General features: G+C 44.9%; 17 protein-coding genes. 13 read left to right on the top strand and 4 right to left on the bottom strand.

The window, feature by feature from the left end; genetic code table 11:
- Positions 1–36 precede the first annotated feature (36 nt).
- Positions 37–1,434 (top strand): metallopeptidase domain-containing protein, encoded by a 1,398-nt coding sequence (locus IEV16_RS07025; protein ID WP_188364982.1) that lies wholly within the window; start codon positions 37–39, stop codon positions 1,432–1,434.
- Positions 1,435–1,544: 110 nt separating this feature from the next.
- Entirely contained in the window at positions 1,545–2,636 is a 1,092-nt protein-coding gene (gene ychF, locus IEV16_RS07020; protein WP_188364981.1) for a redox-regulated ATPase YchF, read from the top strand.
- On the opposite strand, the gene IEV16_RS07015 is transcribed toward ychF, so the two are convergent.
- Together IEV16_RS07015 and IEV16_RS07010 are read right to left on the bottom strand one after the other, a co-directional pair.
- Complete coding sequence (locus IEV16_RS07015; protein WP_188364980.1) at positions 2,633–3,865, bottom strand: PQQ-dependent sugar dehydrogenase; 1,233 nt, start codon at positions 3,863–3,865, stop codon at positions 2,633–2,635. The genes ychF and IEV16_RS07015 overlap by 4 nt on opposite strands.
- Positions 3,866–3,878: 13 nt before the next feature.
- Positions 3,879–4,283, bottom strand: a complete 405-nt coding sequence (locus IEV16_RS07010; RefSeq protein ID WP_188364979.1) for a hypothetical protein — start codon at positions 4,281–4,283, stop codon at positions 3,879–3,881.
- A gap of 250 nt (positions 4,284–4,533) precedes the next feature.
- On the opposite strand from IEV16_RS07010, the gene IEV16_RS07005 reads away from it, so the two are divergent.
- Both IEV16_RS07005 and trmH read left to right on the top strand, forming a co-directional pair.
- On the top strand, positions 4,534–6,522 hold the full coding sequence (locus IEV16_RS07005; RefSeq protein WP_188364978.1) for a hypothetical protein: 1,989 nt from the start codon (positions 4,534–4,536) through the stop codon (positions 6,520–6,522).
- A 69-nt stretch (positions 6,523–6,591) separates the two neighbouring features.
- The gene (gene trmH / locus IEV16_RS07000; RefSeq protein ID WP_188364977.1) at positions 6,592–7,242 is read left to right on the top strand and encodes a tRNA (guanosine(18)-2'-O)-methyltransferase TrmH; all 651 of its coding nucleotides are present in this window, start codon (positions 6,592–6,594) and stop codon (positions 7,240–7,242) included.
- Here trmH and IEV16_RS06995 read toward each other — a convergent pair.
- A complete protein-coding gene (locus IEV16_RS06995) occupies positions 7,219–8,127 on the bottom strand; it encodes an ELM1/GtrOC1 family putative glycosyltransferase (RefSeq protein ID WP_188364976.1) in 909 nt (302 codons plus the stop codon). The genes trmH and IEV16_RS06995 overlap by 24 nt on opposite strands.
- A gap of 157 nt (positions 8,128–8,284) precedes the next feature.
- Here IEV16_RS06995 and IEV16_RS06990 point away from each other — a divergent pair, with 157 nt between their 5' ends.
- From IEV16_RS06990 to IEV16_RS06965, 6 genes are all read left to right on the top strand, one after another.
- Complete coding sequence (locus IEV16_RS06990; RefSeq protein WP_188364975.1) at positions 8,285–8,470, top strand: zinc-finger domain-containing protein; 186 nt, start codon at positions 8,285–8,287, stop codon at positions 8,468–8,470.
- A gap of 48 nt (positions 8,471–8,518) precedes the next feature.
- Positions 8,519–9,625 carry a glycosyltransferase gene (locus tag IEV16_RS06985; protein WP_188364974.1) on the top strand — a complete coding sequence of 369 codons (1,107 nt, stop codon included), beginning with the start codon at positions 8,519–8,521 and terminating at the stop codon, positions 9,623–9,625.
- Positions 9,622–10,863: an O-antigen ligase family protein gene (locus IEV16_RS06980; protein ID WP_188364973.1), complete on the top strand. Its 1,242-nt coding sequence runs from the start codon at positions 9,622–9,624 to the stop codon at positions 10,861–10,863. Before IEV16_RS06985 ends, IEV16_RS06980 begins: the two co-directional genes overlap by 4 nt.
- Complete coding sequence (locus IEV16_RS06975; RefSeq protein WP_188364972.1) at positions 10,853–11,608, top strand: glycosyltransferase family 2 protein; 756 nt, start codon at positions 10,853–10,855, stop codon at positions 11,606–11,608. The genes IEV16_RS06980 and IEV16_RS06975 overlap by 11 nt, the downstream gene beginning before the upstream one ends.
- Positions 11,583–12,485 carry a lysophospholipid acyltransferase family protein gene (locus tag IEV16_RS06970; RefSeq protein WP_188364971.1) on the top strand — a complete coding sequence of 301 codons (903 nt, stop codon included), beginning with the start codon at positions 11,583–11,585 and terminating at the stop codon, positions 12,483–12,485. Before IEV16_RS06975 ends, IEV16_RS06970 begins: the two co-directional genes overlap by 26 nt.
- A gap of 130 nt (positions 12,486–12,615) precedes the next feature.
- Positions 12,616–13,158, top strand: coding sequence for a DUF4287 domain-containing protein (locus IEV16_RS06965; protein ID WP_188364970.1), 543 nt, complete (start codon positions 12,616–12,618; stop codon positions 13,156–13,158).
- 97 nt (positions 13,159–13,255) lie between these two features.
- Here IEV16_RS06965 and IEV16_RS06960 read toward each other — a convergent pair whose 3' ends face one another.
- Positions 13,256–14,218, bottom strand: a complete 963-nt coding sequence (locus IEV16_RS06960; protein WP_188364969.1) for an integron integrase — start codon at positions 14,216–14,218, stop codon at positions 13,256–13,258.
- Between the two features lie 217 nt (positions 14,219–14,435).
- On the opposite strand from IEV16_RS06960, the gene IEV16_RS06955 reads away from it, so the two are divergent.
- The 3 genes from IEV16_RS06955 (at position 14,436) to IEV16_RS06945 (ending at position 16,063) form a co-directional block, all read left to right on the top strand.
- Positions 14,436–15,197, top strand: coding sequence for a penicillin-binding transpeptidase domain-containing protein (locus IEV16_RS06955; protein ID WP_188364968.1), 762 nt, complete (start codon positions 14,436–14,438; stop codon positions 15,195–15,197).
- A 96-nt stretch (positions 15,198–15,293) separates the two neighbouring features.
- Positions 15,294–15,686, top strand: coding sequence for a VOC family protein (locus tag IEV16_RS06950; protein WP_106761487.1), 393 nt, complete (start codon positions 15,294–15,296; stop codon positions 15,684–15,686).
- A gap of 14 nt (positions 15,687–15,700) precedes the next feature.
- Positions 15,701–16,063, top strand: coding sequence for a DUF1801 domain-containing protein (locus tag IEV16_RS06945; RefSeq protein WP_229728281.1), 363 nt, complete (start codon positions 15,701–15,703; stop codon positions 16,061–16,063).
- Positions 16,064–16,143 lie beyond the last annotated feature (80 nt).

The following is a 16,143-nucleotide window of genomic DNA, read 5'->3' as shown; positions in this document are numbered from 1 at the left end:
ACTAAAGTTCAGACTTTCCTGTGCTTGAGTCAAAAAATGAAATCATTGATATTAACTGCCCTGTTTCTGATGGCCCCATCAGTATTTTCACAGCACTTAGAAGGTGTTTTAACTCAGGTCTATGGTGATCCACAGGCTGACAGCCAAGATGCCCGCATAAATTATTACCTCAATTCGAACGACCGGTCATGGCGGCTTGATATATCCCAAACCAAACTGTCACAGCAGTCAATACGTTCTTTGTTGAATCAACCTGTACAGGTGATTATTGACGATGATCAACAAATTTACTCGGATCAATCTTTAATATCAGTTCTTTCTATTGAGCCGGATCTCAGTCGAAGCGGTTTGGCTCCGAAGGCTGTTATACTCGGTACCAAACCCTGGGTATCGGTGTTATGTAAATTTAAGGATCGTTCGAACGAGACTGAGCCACTTAATTATTTTCAGAATATGTACGCCAACCTGCCGGCCGGTTTAGACCATTATTGGCGCGAAGTGTCTTATGATCAAATCAATGTGGTGGGGTCGAACGCTTATGATTGGGTGACCTTGCCCAAAAACAGGGATGAATATTTGGATGTCAATAATGATCCTGACTTGAGTCAAATGTTCGATGATTGTATAGCGGCTGTTGATGCGCTGGTTGATTTTAGTGACAACGGTTTTGGCCAAGCTTATGAAGGCATCAATATGATGTTTAATGACACCTTTGGTTGTTGTGCCTGGGGTGGTGGGCGTTATGAAACCTTGGATGGTTTGAGTAAGTTGTGGCGCGTAACCTGGAATCCGCCCTGGGCCATTCACAAACAGGGCACCATTGCCCATGAAATGGGACATGGTTTTGGTTTGCCCCATGCCAATAACTCTGATGGAGACAGTAACCCCTATGACAGTCCCTGGGACGTGATGAGCAGTTCCGGTGGCTACAGTGTCAACGATCCGGTTTATGGACTTCTTGGAAAGCACATTAATATGTCATACAAGTATAACTTGGGCTGGGTAACGGATGCGGTGGGTTATATTGCCAATCCGAGTAGTCAACAAATTGTCACGCTGGAATACACCGCCAAAGCCTCCAGCCCACACCCGAGATTTATCCGTATACCCTTAAATGATGGCACAAATTATTTCGTTGAAGCGCGCAAAAAAGTGGGTAATTATGAAGCCAACCTTCCCGGTAATGCGGTCATTGTTCATCACGTTGATTGGAATAGAAATGAACCGGCCTGGGTGGTTGATGGTGATAATCCACCGGCTAATTATGCCGATACTGAAGGTGTCATGTGGAAAGTGGGAGAGACTTTTTATGATGCCCGTGATGGTTATCAAGTGTCAGTGTTGGCAGTGACGACCGATGGTTTTCAAATTCAAATAAATGGCCCATATGGATTGCCTGATTTGATTTTTGCAGACGGTTTTGAGTCCCCCTGATTGTATTTTAAAACGCTGATTTTAGCGGGCTTTGCTGTCACCTTCCTTTTTCATCCTTTAAAAGCGCCCATGTGATACAATGCGGCGCTTCGTTTTAGTGGTCGTTTTTTATGGGATTCAAATGTGGAATCGTCGGCTTACCCAATGTCGGCAAATCAACCTTATTCAATGCCTTAACCAAAGCAGAAATTGCCGCGGAAAATTATCCGTTTTGTACCATTGATCCCAATGTCGGGATTGTTGAAGTACCTGATCCGCGACTGACCCGGTTGGCGGCCATTGTTAAACCACAGAAAGTGCTGCCAACCACCATGGAGTTTGTGGACATTGCCGGTCTGGTTGCCGGAGCTTCGAAAGGAGAAGGGCTGGGCAATCAGTTTTTATCCCATATCCGGGAAACAGACGCCATTGCCCATGTGGCGCGCTGTTTTGTGGATGAGGATGTGGTGCATGTGGCGGGTACAATCAATCCGCTTTCCGATATTGAAACCATTAATACTGAACTGGCACTGGCGGACTTGGAGTCCGCAGAACGGTCACTGCAACGGGCCCAAAAGAAAACCCGCTCCGGAGACAAAGAAGCCCTTAAACGTGTCGCTGTGCTGGAAAAAATAGCGGCGCATTTATCTGAAGGTTTGGCTTTGCGCACATTGGATTTGAGTAAAGAAGAATGGCAGTTGGTGAAAGAATTCAGTTTTATCACCGCCAAACCCATGATGTACATCGCCAATGTGGATGAACAGGGCTTTGAGGATAATCCGTTATTGGATGCATTAAACCAATTTGCCAAAGAGGAAGGCGCCCTTGTGGTACCGGTGTGTGCCGCGATTGAAGCTGAAATCGCGTTATTGGATGACGAAGATAAAGCGGAATTTTTGGCGGAAATGGGACTCAAAGAGGCCGGTTTAAATCGGGTGATACGCGCGGGTTATGAATTGCTGGGTTTAAATACCTATTTTACTGCCGGCGTTAAAGAGGTTCGGGCCTGGACCTTTGTGGCCGGTATGACCGCGCCACAGGCAGCAGGCGTGATTCATACAGATTTTGAGAAAGGCTTTATTCGGGCCGAAACCATGGCCTTTGATGATTTTATTCAATACGGTGGCGAATCCGGCTGCAAGGAAGCCGGGAAACTGCGTTTAGAAGGCAAAGACTATATTGTTAAAGAAGGCGATGTCTTGCATTTTCGATTTAACGTTTAGGGAATCGCTTCAAATCCGTTTTGAAAGATCAAATCGGCGATCGGCCCATCAATGCGATATATCGGGCCACTTTGTGAAGTAATGTAAACATGGCCTAAATGGTCCTCGCCAAAACTGGTGACGCCGGTTGGATTGATGGCGGGGTTCCATTCTGTGGTTGTCCACTGATTTTGACTGTATGTCACCAGCGTCAACTGGCTTTTGCAATAGTCGGTAAAAATGTAGTGGTCTTGTAAACCGGTCACCGGACCGCGGTAGTTATAACCACCTGTTATGGAGCAATTGCCATCCGTATGGGCCTGCTCGATGATCGGATCGGTGAATGTTGGCAGCGGCGGGTTGCAAGTCGCATTGGGATGAGTGTTTTCATGAAAACCTTCACGACAACGCCAGCCATAGTTCTCACCACCTGAAGAATTGGCCGGTTGAAAATTCACTTCTTCCCAGTTGCTTTGACCCACATCCGCAATGTATATATCGCCGGTGACACGGTCAAAACTCCAACGCCAGGGGTTGCGTAAACCCGATGCCCATATTTCATCGCAGGTATTGTTAGTTGCCACAAAAGGATTGTCATTGGGGATGCCATACGGGCCAGGTTCCAAACCACAGGCTTCATCGCCTTGTTGTAAACTGCCATCCACATCAATGCGGAGCATTTTACCCAAAAGCTGGGTCATGTCCTGACTGCGGTTGTTGGGATCATTGCCGCTACCGCCATCGCCCATGCCGATGTAGAGATAACCGTCGGGTCCGAACAGAATATTGCCGCCGTTGTGGTTGCCGAAATCCTGTTCAATGCGCATCAGAATCGTGGCCGAATTAGGGTCGGCAATATCCGGGTTGGCAGAGACCTGATAGCGAACAATAAGGGTGTCACCCTGATTAGGCGACTCTTTGGTGTAATTGACAAAGAAATAGCCATTTTGATTGTAGTTGGGGTGAAAAGCGAGGCCTAATAGCCCTTGTTCACCGCCTGATCTGACCAATGCACTGATATCCAAAAACGGCGTACTGAGCAACTGACCATTGGCATCAATAATTCGTATGGTGCCATCCTGCGTGGCGGTAAACAGCCGACCGCTGCCATCGTAAGCAGAACGAATGCCCATGTTGTTGGGAATATTGGCGACTTCGGTTAAATACAAACCGCCGGGTACCTGAGCATGAGAAAAATTGAGCCACATGACATGGATAAGTAGATAAATTTGAAAGAATTTTTTAATCATGGCTCATGACCTCTTACTTGATACGTTTCACTTTAACACTGCGGTTACCATCCCCTGTGAGGGTCCATGAACCCATAAAGCCCGGTTCGATGGTGATGATTTGAGGGCCGTTTTTATCAATTGTGATTCGGCCTGAGGACGTTTGTTTCCAGATTTGGCCATTACTGAGTTGATAAAACTGATCGCCGATGGCGTTGCTGTAATGATTGTCCAGCCGGGCTTTAACAGTACTTTCGTCCATGTTGCGCAGTGTGTCTTTTAAACCGAGGTTTTTTTTGCGTTCGGCCATCATTAAGGCTTGTTGCTTCTGGGTAATCCAGCGCAGCAAGGCCTCTTGCTCAGATGCGGACAATTTGTGAATGCCGGTGACTTGTTGTTCAGATTCCGACATCTGGCTAAAGTCGATGTCTTGGGCCATGATCGAGAATGACAATAACAGCGTCAGGGTGAAGCAAGTGTTTTTAATGGTTAAGTTCATAAATAGGTTTAAAAAAGTCAATTTAAGGCTTATTATAAGTAATGAAATGAGAAAATCGCAAAAAACTCTGTTTTTTTACGGTTTTTTAAGGTGTTTTTAAGGTGTATAACAAACTTTTAACACCAGAGCCCTAAAAAATTGTAAAATAAGCCGGATAGTCAAAAAAACGCAAACAACCATAGGTAGTACCATGCAAAAAAACACAGTCTTAACCCTCGGTATACTGTCACTGGTCTTCTTGGGTCTGGCGACAGCCCACGCCGGTGTCAAATTGATTTTAGATAGCTCTTCACCACTGGGTATGGTTGGAAGCACCAACTATGATTTAAATAATAACACCATCGAAGTCAGCTTAGACCGTCCTATATTGTGTAATCAGGCACCTGGTTATAACACGGGCAGTTTGACCAAACTTAAAATCTTTGACCCCAATGATGAAATGAAAGGCTTTGCTTCAAATGAAGGCTTGTATTTTGCCTCAGATGCCGAGTATGAGGTTAACAATGGTCAGTTGTTTTTAGCCACCGACAATCCTGCTAAAGCCCTGTGTGTGAGCTCGGTATCCGGTGATTTTGACTTGATTTTTAAATCCGCTTTTGAACCCGCCACCCAAACGACTGCCACAGTCAACTACATCGGTTTACCCAGTGTTGTTTCACCGGGCCAGCAGATTAACTACCAAATTGAATTTAGTAACCCCACCGCACAATCGGTTTATTTTGACTTAATTGAATACTGGGACCACAACAGTGGTCTGCACAATGCTTATATGGCAGCGGCTAACCAAAGAGAATGTAATGATAGTGATTCGTTGGTGGTGTGCTCAGTCCCTCTTTATGACGATTCAGGTGTTATCAAAGGCATTCAGTTGTTTTCAGGCGGAACCTTTACCTTGGATGTGACCCAAACAGTTGATCCAAACTCAGCCACCGGTGAAGAGTTGGATTTTATGGCCGGTGTGTTTTTGACCGATGGTCATAACGGTGATTTTTTACCCCGAACATTATCAGGCCCTCACTTTACCACCAATCCCATCACCGTTTCAAAAACGGTGTTGGTGGAAAACAATGATCCTCCGACAGTAACCTGGGAAGTGGCACCACCGGCCTTAACTTCTTTTTATGAAGATGAAGCCACGTCACAAACCTTCGAAATTCGCTATTCTGATTTGCAAACACCGGCGGCTAACTTAACTGTTACCGTAGACGAACAACAGGGTGGCAAAGTTAATGTCGTGAAAGGTCCGTTTGTGGCCGATGGTTTTGATGGCACCATGACCCTGGAAGTATCTCCAGTGGCTGATGCCTATACAGATAATCCCGAACAAGTGACGGTAAATGTTAAAGATGCCGGTGGTTTGACCACACCCCTGACATTTGATGTGGAAATTACGCCGGTCAACGATGCACCCAGTTTTGCTATGAATTGTGCAGAATTAACCATTAATGAGCAAAACAATGAAATGACCTGTACGTCACCTGTCGGCAACGGTGGTGGCAATCAAATTGCAGGCGTCTGGGATGATGAGTTTATTATTGATAGTTTTAATCCGGGTCCCAACGAAGCTCATCAGGCAGTAAAAAAATATGAGGTAGAAATTGTCAATAACAGCGACAATTTACTGGATACCTTCGGAAGTGGCTCTGCAGTTAAGATTGATGCAGTTACCGGTGAAGTTACAGTTCACACAAACAATGGAGCGTATGGCACAGCCGAGGTTAGAATTCGGGTACATGACAATGGTGGTGTAAATGGTGTTGATGGTTGCGACAGCAACGATCCCAATTTCAACCCACAACACGGTTGTGATGTTTCTGATTGGCAGCCATTGACCATAATATCGGCGCCACCTGTGTTTAATTTCAGTGGTGTGATTAATGGTTTGCAGGCAAACAAATACGTAATTCTGGATTTATTAGATGCGGGCAATGGTGATGCGCCTATTGAAAACTATTACAACAATAGTCAGAACAATAATCCAGTGACATTTAGTTTTAGTTACGATGCGGTTAGTCAGTTTAATTACAAAATCATCGTAACTAATGAATCATCAGACTATAATTGTGATATTAGTTCAGTTAAAAGCAACCAGGTTGACCCTGATACCATTACAGGAACGATAAGTAATGTTCATATTGATGATATCGTAGTAACATGTTCTCAAAACCCACCTGATTAAAATGTAGAATTACAAAACTAAAAAAGCAGCTGTTCATCAGCTGCTTTTTTTATTGTGTAAAATACCATCATGACACCACAACGCTTTGCCACCTTAAAAAAAGTCCTCGATCAACGTCAGCCGGATCTGACGGTGGTGATGGATGGGGTGCATAAACCGCATAATTTTAATGCCATTATTCGCACCTGCGATGCGGTGGGGGTGTTTGAGGCGCATTATATTCCGGTAACGGAGCGCTACAGGGAACTGACCAATACCGGTAAAGGCTCGGAAAAATATGTTTATGCCCACCGTCACAATCATTTTTCCGAAATTGGCCCGGTATTAAAAAACCAGGGCTATCAGTTACTGGCGGCGCATTTATCCGATGAAGCCGTTGATTTTCGAGCCATTGATTTCACCCGACCCACCGCGCTGGTGATGGGTGCGGAACTGGAAGGGTTAAACCCAAAAACCGCACAACAGGTCGATCAGCATGTGATTATTCCGATGCAGGGCATGGTGGAGTCCTTAAATGTCTCAGTGGCCTGTGCCATTATGCTGTACGAAGCCCAACGGCAGCGTCTGGCTGCCGGGCTTTATGACAACATTCGCCTTGATGAAGAAACCTATCGTAAAACATTGTTTGAATGGTGCTGGCCGAGGGTGGCTGAATTGTGTCAGGAACAAGACCGTGATTATCCGCCATTGGATGCTTCAGGCGAGTTCGAGTCGTTTTAATAAATCCGTGTTTTCCAGTAATTCTTTCACCGGATCGGGCAGGGGTTGGGCTTTATCCAAACCCTCAAAATCAGATAAGCGATATTCAATCGACTGCATAAAGCGCTGGTGTTTTTTAGAAGGAATATAATCCCTAGCCAGTAAAGTGACGGCTGCGGACGAGGCACCGGCTTCATTCATCATATTAATACTGTCGGCTGTAACGAATATTTTATCGGCATTGGCCAATAACGTCTGATAGGGGTTGTCACCATCGCACACATCAAGCCATAGCGATTCAGCGGGTTTCATTAAGCCGCGTATAAAGCCTTGTGTTTCATGGTTGAGTCTGGGCGAGCCGCATAAAAATAGCTTGAATGATTTAAAAACCTCACGTATTCGTTGTAAATCAGCTTTAAATTGCTGCTTAAAATAAGTGTTTCCCGGATTGCCGATAAACAGGGCGATGGTGGCTTTGTTTTGGATCCGAGCATGTTGTTTAAACCACTGATTATTAAAAGGGTGTAAATTGCCCCGAAATGTAATGGCATTGGGGTACCGGTGACGGTCATGTTGCGGAACCAGTACCACATCGATGTCCTGGAAATAATAGCCCGGGTTCAGGATATGCACATGTTTGGCTTCAGACGGACTGTTTTTTTTCAGCCAACGGCCCACCCCGGCCATCTGTCGACCGGTGCTGATAATAAGCCGGGATGATACCCCTGATTCACTGAATTGTGACCGAATGCGCTGTCCAAGACCCATCATGCGATACGGTAAGGCCCAACGCCAGGGCGCAGGCACGGTGATGTGTTCGAGTTGGTATTGATGTGCCAGTGCTTTGGCCAGTGTGATGCTTTGTATTTCATGGCCGCGGGTGCCTTCACTTAAGACCCGTGCCATATTCGCTTTATTCAATGACAGACAGCGTTTATAATAAGCCCATTATTATAGTGACCTTTGATTAAAAGGTACACAACCCCAGAAATATCCGGGCGTTTCATGTGATTCATTAATCCACGCCAGGCGATACATGACCCTGTTCAATGAGGAAATTGATATGAGTAAAGAATTGGCCAATGCCCAGAAAGTCTATTATGTCACCCAAAAGGATTTGCCCTTAAGTTGCCCCGGCGATCATATGACTCTGTGGAATTCCCACCCCAAAGTCTATTTACCGATTGCCAAAACCGGTGAAGAAATGTGTGAGTATTGCGGGGCCAAATATATTCTGAAAGACGAGTAAGGTGCCCGGTTTAACGGCGTACTTGCCATACCTTAAATAGGCGAGGCCATGCAACGGTCGACGCCTCTCACTGTATTACAAATCTTACCGGCACTCGATATGGGTGGTGTGGAACGCGGTACGGTGGAATTTGCCTATTATTTAAAATCACAAGGTCATCGAGCCATTGTGGTATCGGGCGGTGGATATCAGGTCAAAGCACTGGAAGCGGCCGGCGTTGAACACATTCAATTACCCGTGGGCAAAAAATCACCACTGACCTTTCGGCATGTGCCGACATTAAGAAAGATATTTAAAGAGTACCGGGTCGATATTGTTCATGCCCGTTCGCGATTACCCGCCTGGCTGGTGTACTTTGCGCTGCGTAAAGAACCCCGACCGCCTTATTTTGTCACCACCTTGCACGGTTTACATTCGGTCTCGCGCTATTCATCGATTATGGCGCGCGGTGATGCGGTTATAGCTGTTTCGAAGACGGCAGCGAATTATTTACAGCAGCATTTTTCTGATTACTTATCCTCACCGCCACAGGTGATTTACCGGGGTGTGGATTTAGACCGGTTTGGGTATGGCCATCGTGCTGATGAAAAATGGGTGGCAGATTTAGAGCAGCATTTTCCGATGCTTATAGACAGTCAAAAACTATTACTTCCCGGCCGATTAACAGCCGTCAAAGGCTTTGAAAACATCATTCCATGGTTAAAACAAAGTCAAGCTAAGCAATACCTATTGGTCACTGCCAAGCCGGATCAATCGGATTACAGTCAACGAATTCATGCCCAACTCACACAATTGGGTTTAGCCGATAAAGTTATCTGGATTGGACGCCAGGACAGCATGGCAGATTTGTATGCCTACGCAGACATCACCTTGTCTGTTAACCGCAAACCTGAAAGCTTTGGCCGCACGGTGCTTGAATCGCTCACTGTCGGCACACCTGTTGTGGGCTATAACCATGGTGGTGTCGGCGAGATTTTGTCTGCCCTGTTACCCACAGGTCGGGTACCGGTGGAAGACAGCCAGGCGTTAATCACGCGGATCAATCAAAGCTTGCAAAATCCGCCGGACGTGGTACAACAAACCCAATTCAGTAACCAACGACAATTTAAACAAACCATGGACGTGTATCAACAATTAATGGAGCAACCGCAATGAATCCGGTTCGCCGACAACAATGGATGATGGTGGTGTTGCTGGTGGCTGTGTGGGGGCTGTTACCTTTTGGTCGGCTTTCAGAAATCCCTGTTTTGGTTTTAGCCATCATAGGCATGGGTATCACATTCCGGCATCGGGTCCTACTCAGTAAACAACCGTGGTTTATCGGGCTAACCGTGCTATCAGGTTTATATTTTCTGCTGACATTGGTCAGTGCGCTGGATTCATACTGGCCGCAGAAAAGCTTTACAGTAAGCTTTGCTTCCTGGCGGTTTTACTTTATGGGTGTTGCTGTGTTGTGGTTCAGCACCTTAAAACAAAACAGACAGGAAACAACCGCATATTCGGCCAAAGAGTTAAGTTTCCTAATTATAAAAATCATGGCCATTGTGGCTTTATTCTGGGGTCTGGACGCGATTGTTCAGGCCATTTTGGGCTATGATTTGTTTGCCCGAGAATCTTACCCGGGGCGTTTGACGGGTATATTTGGTGACAATGTCAAACTCGGACCGGTACTGGCCCTGATGTTGCCGGTGGTGCTAATTTGGACACGCAGCCAGCGACGCTGGATTCGCTGGCTGGCGCTGGTGGCGATTATGGTGGCCATCTTATTGTCAGGAACACGTTCAGCCTGGCTGATGATGCTGTTTATCGGCTTTTTATTTGCCTGGCAATTTTTACCGAAATCCCGTTGGCTGACATTAATTAAAGCCGGTGTATTGGTACTGGTTATAAGTTTTCTGATGGCCATGTTGGTGCCCGATTTTCAGCAGCGTCTGGATCGCAGTGCAGAGGTCCTCAGCGGCCAGGAAAGTGCCCTGGATTATGCGTTGGCAGATCGCTTACCGATTTGGCACAGCGCCTGGCAAATGTATAAAAAACACCCGATTAACGGTGTTGGTGCCCGGGCTTTTCGCAAGGCCTATCCTGATTTTGCCGCACAAGACGATCCCTGGGTGGCGCAGGATGGTGTCAGTTTGCAGGCCCATCATTGGGTACTGGAATTGATGGCGGAAACCGGAACCTTGGGTTTTGTGTTTGGCCTGGCCCTGATTTTCATTTATATTAGTGTGGTGAAGAATAAATTTAAACACCCCACCGTGTGGCCCTATGCCACGGCTTTACTGGCCGCTTTCCTGCCGGTGGTGTCATTGTATTCCCTGTTTTCTTCCTTCTGGTCCATTTGTTTGTGGTGGCTGGTGATTGTCAGTTTTATGGGGGTCAGCGGTGAAGACTGAGATTAGTGTGGTGATTACCACTTTTAACGCCGAAAAAACCATTCAAACCTGTTTGGACAGTGTGGTTTGGGCCGATGAAGTGATTGTGCTGGATTCCTACAGTGATGACGGCACTTTAGCGATCATCGCTGAATATCCACAAGTCATGGTAAAACAACAAACCTTTAAAGGTTATGCCCAACAAAAACAGGACGTGATTGATATGGCAAACCATGACTGGGTGTTGTTACTGGATGCCGATGAATGCCTCACCCCCAAAGCCATCAAGAAAATCCAACAATGGCAAACCAAACAACCCAAAGCCGATGCCTATAATATGCCGCGCATTGAATGGGTATTCTGGCACTGGGCCCATCCCTGGGTTAAGCGCAATGAATTTATCCGTTTATTCCGGAAATCCAAAAGCCATATGAGCCCGGATCTGGTGCATGAATCAATACAGGTCGATGGTGTGGTGAAACGTTTATATGCGCCGTTTAAACACTACGGCGAAACTTCGATTCAGGTTAAATTGGAAAAAATTAACCGCTACTCAGAATTGTCGGCGCAACAAAAGTTCGAACGCGGTAAACGTTGTACGCCCATGCGCTTATTCTTTTACCCGATTTTTTACTTCTTCCGCCAATATTTCATCAAGCGGCAAATCTTTAACGGCGTCGCTGGTGTGGTGAATGCCACCTTAAACAGTTATTACGCTTACCTGAAATACGCCAAACTCTATGAGCTTCAACAGCGCAAAGACTGATTTTAATGTGGCACTGGCCAAATTGTTTTGCCGTTTGCCCTTAAGCTGGCAGATGGCATGTGGTCGAACACTTGGTCGATTATTCTACTGGCTACCCAATCGCCGTAAACGCATCGCCGCCATTAATTTAAAGATATGTTTCCCCGATCATCAAGACCACAAATCATTACTCAAAGCCAACCTGATGGCCACCGGTCAGGGCGTCACCGAAATGCTGGCGGCCTTATGGTATGAACCAAACAATTTATCTGATCAAACCATGGCACGGTTCACTTTTTCCGGCTTTGAACATTTAGAGTGCGTACTTAAACAGGGCAATGGCTGTTTATTGCTCAGTTGCCACACCACCTCGATCGAATGGGGCATCCGCGGTCTCAATAAAAAGCTCAAGGACTTAAACCTACCCGTCGGCCATATGCTGGCCCGCCAACATAATAATAAAGACTTAGAAGCTCATTTAGAACAGGCCCGCCTGGGCTTCGTCGAAAAAGTCATCGATAAGAAAAACGTTCGCTCATTACTGCAATCCATTAAACAAGGCCATCCGGTCTATTACGCCCCGGATCAGAATTTCTCCTACAAAGTCAAATTCGCCGACTTTTTCGACCGCCCCGCCGCCACCACCACCGGCACCCAAAACCTCGCCCAAAAAGGCGTCAAAGTCGTCCCCTGGTTCTGCTTCAGAACCGGCCCTTGCCAATGGCATATCGATATCCTCCCCGAAATGAGTGAACTGGGAAGCCTGGATGAAACCACCGCCGCCACTAAAATCAACCAACTCTTCGAACATCACATCAATCAACACCCCGAACAGTATTTATGGGTGCACCGCCGATTTAAGAACCAGCCTGAGGGCTATGAGAATCCGTATAAATAGATGTCAGAAAACTCGTTACCATGCGCCGCGTGGGAATGTATAACCTGTAGTTTTGTCATGTGATAAAATTATAAATTTAACTCGGGTCATGCTGTTTTAAAGCAGGGTTCGTTACTTAGAGGTGATAACAATGGATAAAGCGCTTAAAACCATGATAGACAATATGCCTGATAAAACAGGGAAAAGTCTTGATGAGTGGATTAAGGTTCTCAAAGTAAAAAATTTTGATAAGCATTCTGAGGCGGTCAAGTTTCTAAAAGACACCCATGGCGTTACCCATGGCTATGCCAACACCATTGTGACGCTCTCAAAAGAAAATCCTGAAGAGCCGGTTGATTTGGTGAGCGCCCAGTACGCCGGAAAGGAATCGCTAAAACCCCTTTACGACCGCTTAATAAGTTTCGTGGAGACACTCGGCAAGGATGTCACCATCGCACCGAAAAAGACCAGCGTCAGTATCATCAGAAAGCATCAGTTTGCGTTAATAAAGCCTGCGACAAAATCACGCATGGACCTGGGTTTAAAACTCAAAGGCATCGAGCCGCAAGGCGTCTTAGAAACATCGGGGCCTTTTGGAACGATGTGTACACATAGAATTCAACTTAAAGATCTGGAAGATATCAACGACGAAGTGACCACCTGGCTGACCAAGGCGTATGATATGTCAGTTTAGGCATGACTTAAAGTTTCACCGATAAACCATTCAACACGTTAATAACACGCTTACCCTAAGTCGCAATTTTTCACACGACAATAAACACCGGTATGTGCTAAAGATAATCCAATGGACTAAATCGATTCTTTTCACTGAGCTCCTTCACCACATGGGTATAAATCATGGTTGTTTCTAAACTTTTATGGCCCATTAATTCTTGAATCGTTCGGATGTCTATACCGGCTTGTAACAAGTGTGTGGCGTATGAGTGACGCAATGTATGCGCTGTGATTTTTTTATGGATGCCAGATTTTTTAACGGCCTTATTGAGGTTTCTGCTGTAGGTACTTTTTAAAACATGATGTCGTCTGATGACACCCGATTTTGGGTCTTTGGATACTTTATTCATCTGGAATAAATATTGCCATTTAAATTCCCTGTCCGCATTGGGATATTTTCTTTTCAGGGCATTGGGCAATTCAACTGAACCATAGCCTTGTGATAGATCAGCCTCATGGATTTGTTTGTTTTTATTAATTAAATCCTGATAAGGCTTTATTAATTGCTGCGGCATGGGCAAAGACCGGTCACTCATGGATTTACTGTCCCAAATAATGATGCGATTGTAATCAAAGTCTAAGTCCTTTATTCTTAAATTCATCACTTCAGAAATTCGCAAGCCACAACCATAAATGGTTTGGGTGATGAGTTTGTAAATGTTGTCGTTAAATTGATCGAGTAAATGTTTCACTTCCCTGGGGCTTAAAACAGTTGGCAGGTGAATCCTTTGTTTGGCACGCAGGGCATTGATGTTTTCGTTTTCCAGCGAAATATCAAGGACCTTGTGATACAAAAATAATATCGCGTTAAACGCTTGATTCTGCGTGGTCGCAGATACCTTCCGATGGGTCGCTAAATACGTTAAGAATTGTTCAATCTCAATTTTACCCATCTCAGCCGGGTGTCTTTTTTGATTAAATAAAATATATTGTTTTATCCAATAACGATAAACTTTGGCGGTTTCATCACTGTATCTAAGGAATTTAATTTTTACGTTGACCTGGTCAAGCAGTTTCATATATGCATTTTAATCTCTATATAATCGAATAATAGCGCATTAATGCAACTTAAACTCGAAATATTCGAATAAAACTGCAATTTATAGGCATAAATAAGCCATTTTAAGTATAAAAACACTAAATTTAAGCGAAAAACAGCCAATTAATAATGCGGTAAAGGTTAAAATGCACATTTAATAAATTGTTATGCCCCTACACAATAAAATCGAGATATATATGAAGTATTTGGGACTACTTGTTATATGGGCTTTCTCAATCAATATACATGCTGCGGAAAAAGAGATAGAAAGCCTTTACAGATCTAACAATATTAATGGGTCAATTCTAATTGAATCTGCCGATGGCAAGATAAAGTTTCAATATAACGTTGACGATGAAGAAAGCTTTGTCCCAGCTTCAACATTTAAAATTCCAAATACTCTAATCATATTAGAGGAGGGTTTGATTAAAGACTCTTCTGAAGTCATCGCTTGGGATGGAGTAGAACGTGAATACGCTCCATGGAACAAAGATCAAACTCTTAAAACAGCCTTTCAGTACTCATGTGTATGGTGTTATCAACGTTATGCAAAAAAGGTGGGTAATATAAAATATCAAGAATACCTTAGAGATTTTAACTACGGAAACCAACTAACAGGTAGTGAGATTACACGGTTTTGGCTCGATGGTGATCTTAGGGTCTCTGTAAAAGATCAAATTAGTTTTTTGCGTAAATTATATGTAGAGAGTCTACCAATTGAGAAGCAACATATTAAAACGCTGAAGAGTATTATGTTGTCAGAGAGTAACAGTCAAATAAAGGTCTGGTCAAAAACAGGTTGGTCTGGCAAAGACGGTTGGTATGTGGGGTATCTTGTTGTTAACGAACAAACATGGTTTTTTGCAAACCACATTGAGATAAATCAAAGTTCGGATTTGGTGCTGAGAAAGAAACTTACAATGGATACATTCAAGGTTCTCAAAATTGTTCAACAATAATTGGCATAACAAGCGCATGTTGTCGGACTGGTTTTCCGCTGCGCTCCAAACCAGCCACAAATGCGGGCGTTATGCAAAAAGAGTACAGGAGTTAACATGAAACTCGGTTACACAATAATCTATGTCCCAAAGGTGGAAGAATCACTTGCCTTTTTCGAAGCGGCATTTGGTTTTAGTCGTCGCTTTTTGCATGAGTCAGGTGATTATGGTGAGCTTGAAACGGGGGAGACGACATTAGCGTTCGCGTCCTATGAGCTTGGGAGTATGAACTTCCCAGACGGTATCGTCGGTGCGAGCGAATCTACCAAGCCCCTTGGGTTTGAAGTTGCTATGGTCACAACAGATGTCGCAGGCTCTCACACCAAAGCACTGTCTAAAGGCGCTACAGAAGTTAAAGCACCAGAATCCAAGCCTTGGGGTCAAACAGTTTCTTATGTCCGTTGTCCAGATGGCATATTGGTTGAAATCTGCTCGCCCGTTTCTGTCTAATTTGGAGTAATATCTTGGCAACTAAGAGTCTTCAAGCATTACTGAGTGATATTCGCCTTCTGGGTGGAGAGCAATATTCGATAGTCGAAGCTGTACGTACTCTCGTCAAAGCCAGCTTTCCCGACATGGTTGAGGAAGTGAAATATGGCGGCATTCTTTTTTCCTCCGGCGTACAGTTCTGCGGTGTGTTTGCCTATAAAGAACATGTGTCCGTTGAGTTAAGTATGGGGGCTAAAATTGCTGATACTTATGGCTTCCTAGAAGGTCGCGGTAAAGGTCGCAGGCATTTGAAGCTTTTTACTGTGGTGGACGTTGAAGAAAAAAGGTTGGCTCACTATCTACCGCTTGCGTTAGAGGCAGCGGAGGAAAATGCATAACAAGGCGCTGCTACGGAAAATTTACTCGCTAGCGCTCCTAAATTTCCGCAGAGCGCGGCGTTAACCCCTAAGGAAGTATC

Source organism: Marinicella pacifica (genome assembly GCF_014636635.1).
GTDB classification, from domain to species: Bacteria; Pseudomonadota; Gammaproteobacteria; order Xanthomonadales; family Marinicellaceae; genus Marinicella; species Marinicella pacifica.
This window is presented reverse-complemented; position numbering and strand designations above follow the sequence as displayed.

Excerpts from the sequence above, each read along its gene's own strand:
- IEV16_RS07025 (WP_188364982.1), top strand. The coding sequence starts at position 37 with ATGAAATCATTGATATTAACTGCCCTGTTTCTGATGGCCCCATCAGTA.
- ychF (WP_188364981.1), top strand. The coding sequence starts at position 1,545 with ATGGGATTCAAATGTGGAATCGTCGGCTTACCCAATGTCGGCAAATCA.
- IEV16_RS07015 (WP_188364980.1), bottom strand. The coding sequence starts at position 3,865 with ATGATTAAAAAATTCTTTCAAATTTATCTACTTATCCATGTCATGTGG.
- IEV16_RS07010 (WP_188364979.1), bottom strand. The coding sequence starts at position 4,283 with ATGGCCCAAGACATCGACTTTAGCCAGATGTCGGAATCTGAACAACAA.
- IEV16_RS07005 (WP_188364978.1), top strand. The coding sequence starts at position 4,534 with ATGCAAAAAAACACAGTCTTAACCCTCGGTATACTGTCACTGGTCTTC.
- trmH (WP_188364977.1), top strand. The coding sequence starts at position 6,592 with ATGACACCACAACGCTTTGCCACCTTAAAAAAAGTCCTCGATCAACGT.
- IEV16_RS06995 (WP_188364976.1), bottom strand. The coding sequence starts at position 8,127 with ATGGCACGGGTCTTAAGTGAAGGCACCCGCGGCCATGAAATACAAAGC.
- IEV16_RS06990 (WP_188364975.1), top strand. The coding sequence starts at position 8,285 with ATGAGTAAAGAATTGGCCAATGCCCAGAAAGTCTATTATGTCACCCAA.
- IEV16_RS06985 (WP_188364974.1), top strand. The coding sequence starts at position 8,519 with ATGCAACGGTCGACGCCTCTCACTGTATTACAAATCTTACCGGCACTC.
- IEV16_RS06980 (WP_188364973.1), top strand. The coding sequence starts at position 9,622 with ATGAATCCGGTTCGCCGACAACAATGGATGATGGTGGTGTTGCTGGTG.
- IEV16_RS06970 (WP_188364971.1), top strand. The coding sequence starts at position 11,583 with ATGAGCTTCAACAGCGCAAAGACTGATTTTAATGTGGCACTGGCCAAA.
- IEV16_RS06965 (WP_188364970.1), top strand. The coding sequence starts at position 12,616 with ATGGATAAAGCGCTTAAAACCATGATAGACAATATGCCTGATAAAACA.
- IEV16_RS06960 (WP_188364969.1), bottom strand. The coding sequence starts at position 14,218 with ATGAAACTGCTTGACCAGGTCAACGTAAAAATTAAATTCCTTAGATAC.
- IEV16_RS06955 (WP_188364968.1), top strand. The coding sequence starts at position 14,436 with ATGAAGTATTTGGGACTACTTGTTATATGGGCTTTCTCAATCAATATA.
- IEV16_RS06950 (WP_106761487.1), top strand. The coding sequence starts at position 15,294 with ATGAAACTCGGTTACACAATAATCTATGTCCCAAAGGTGGAAGAATCA.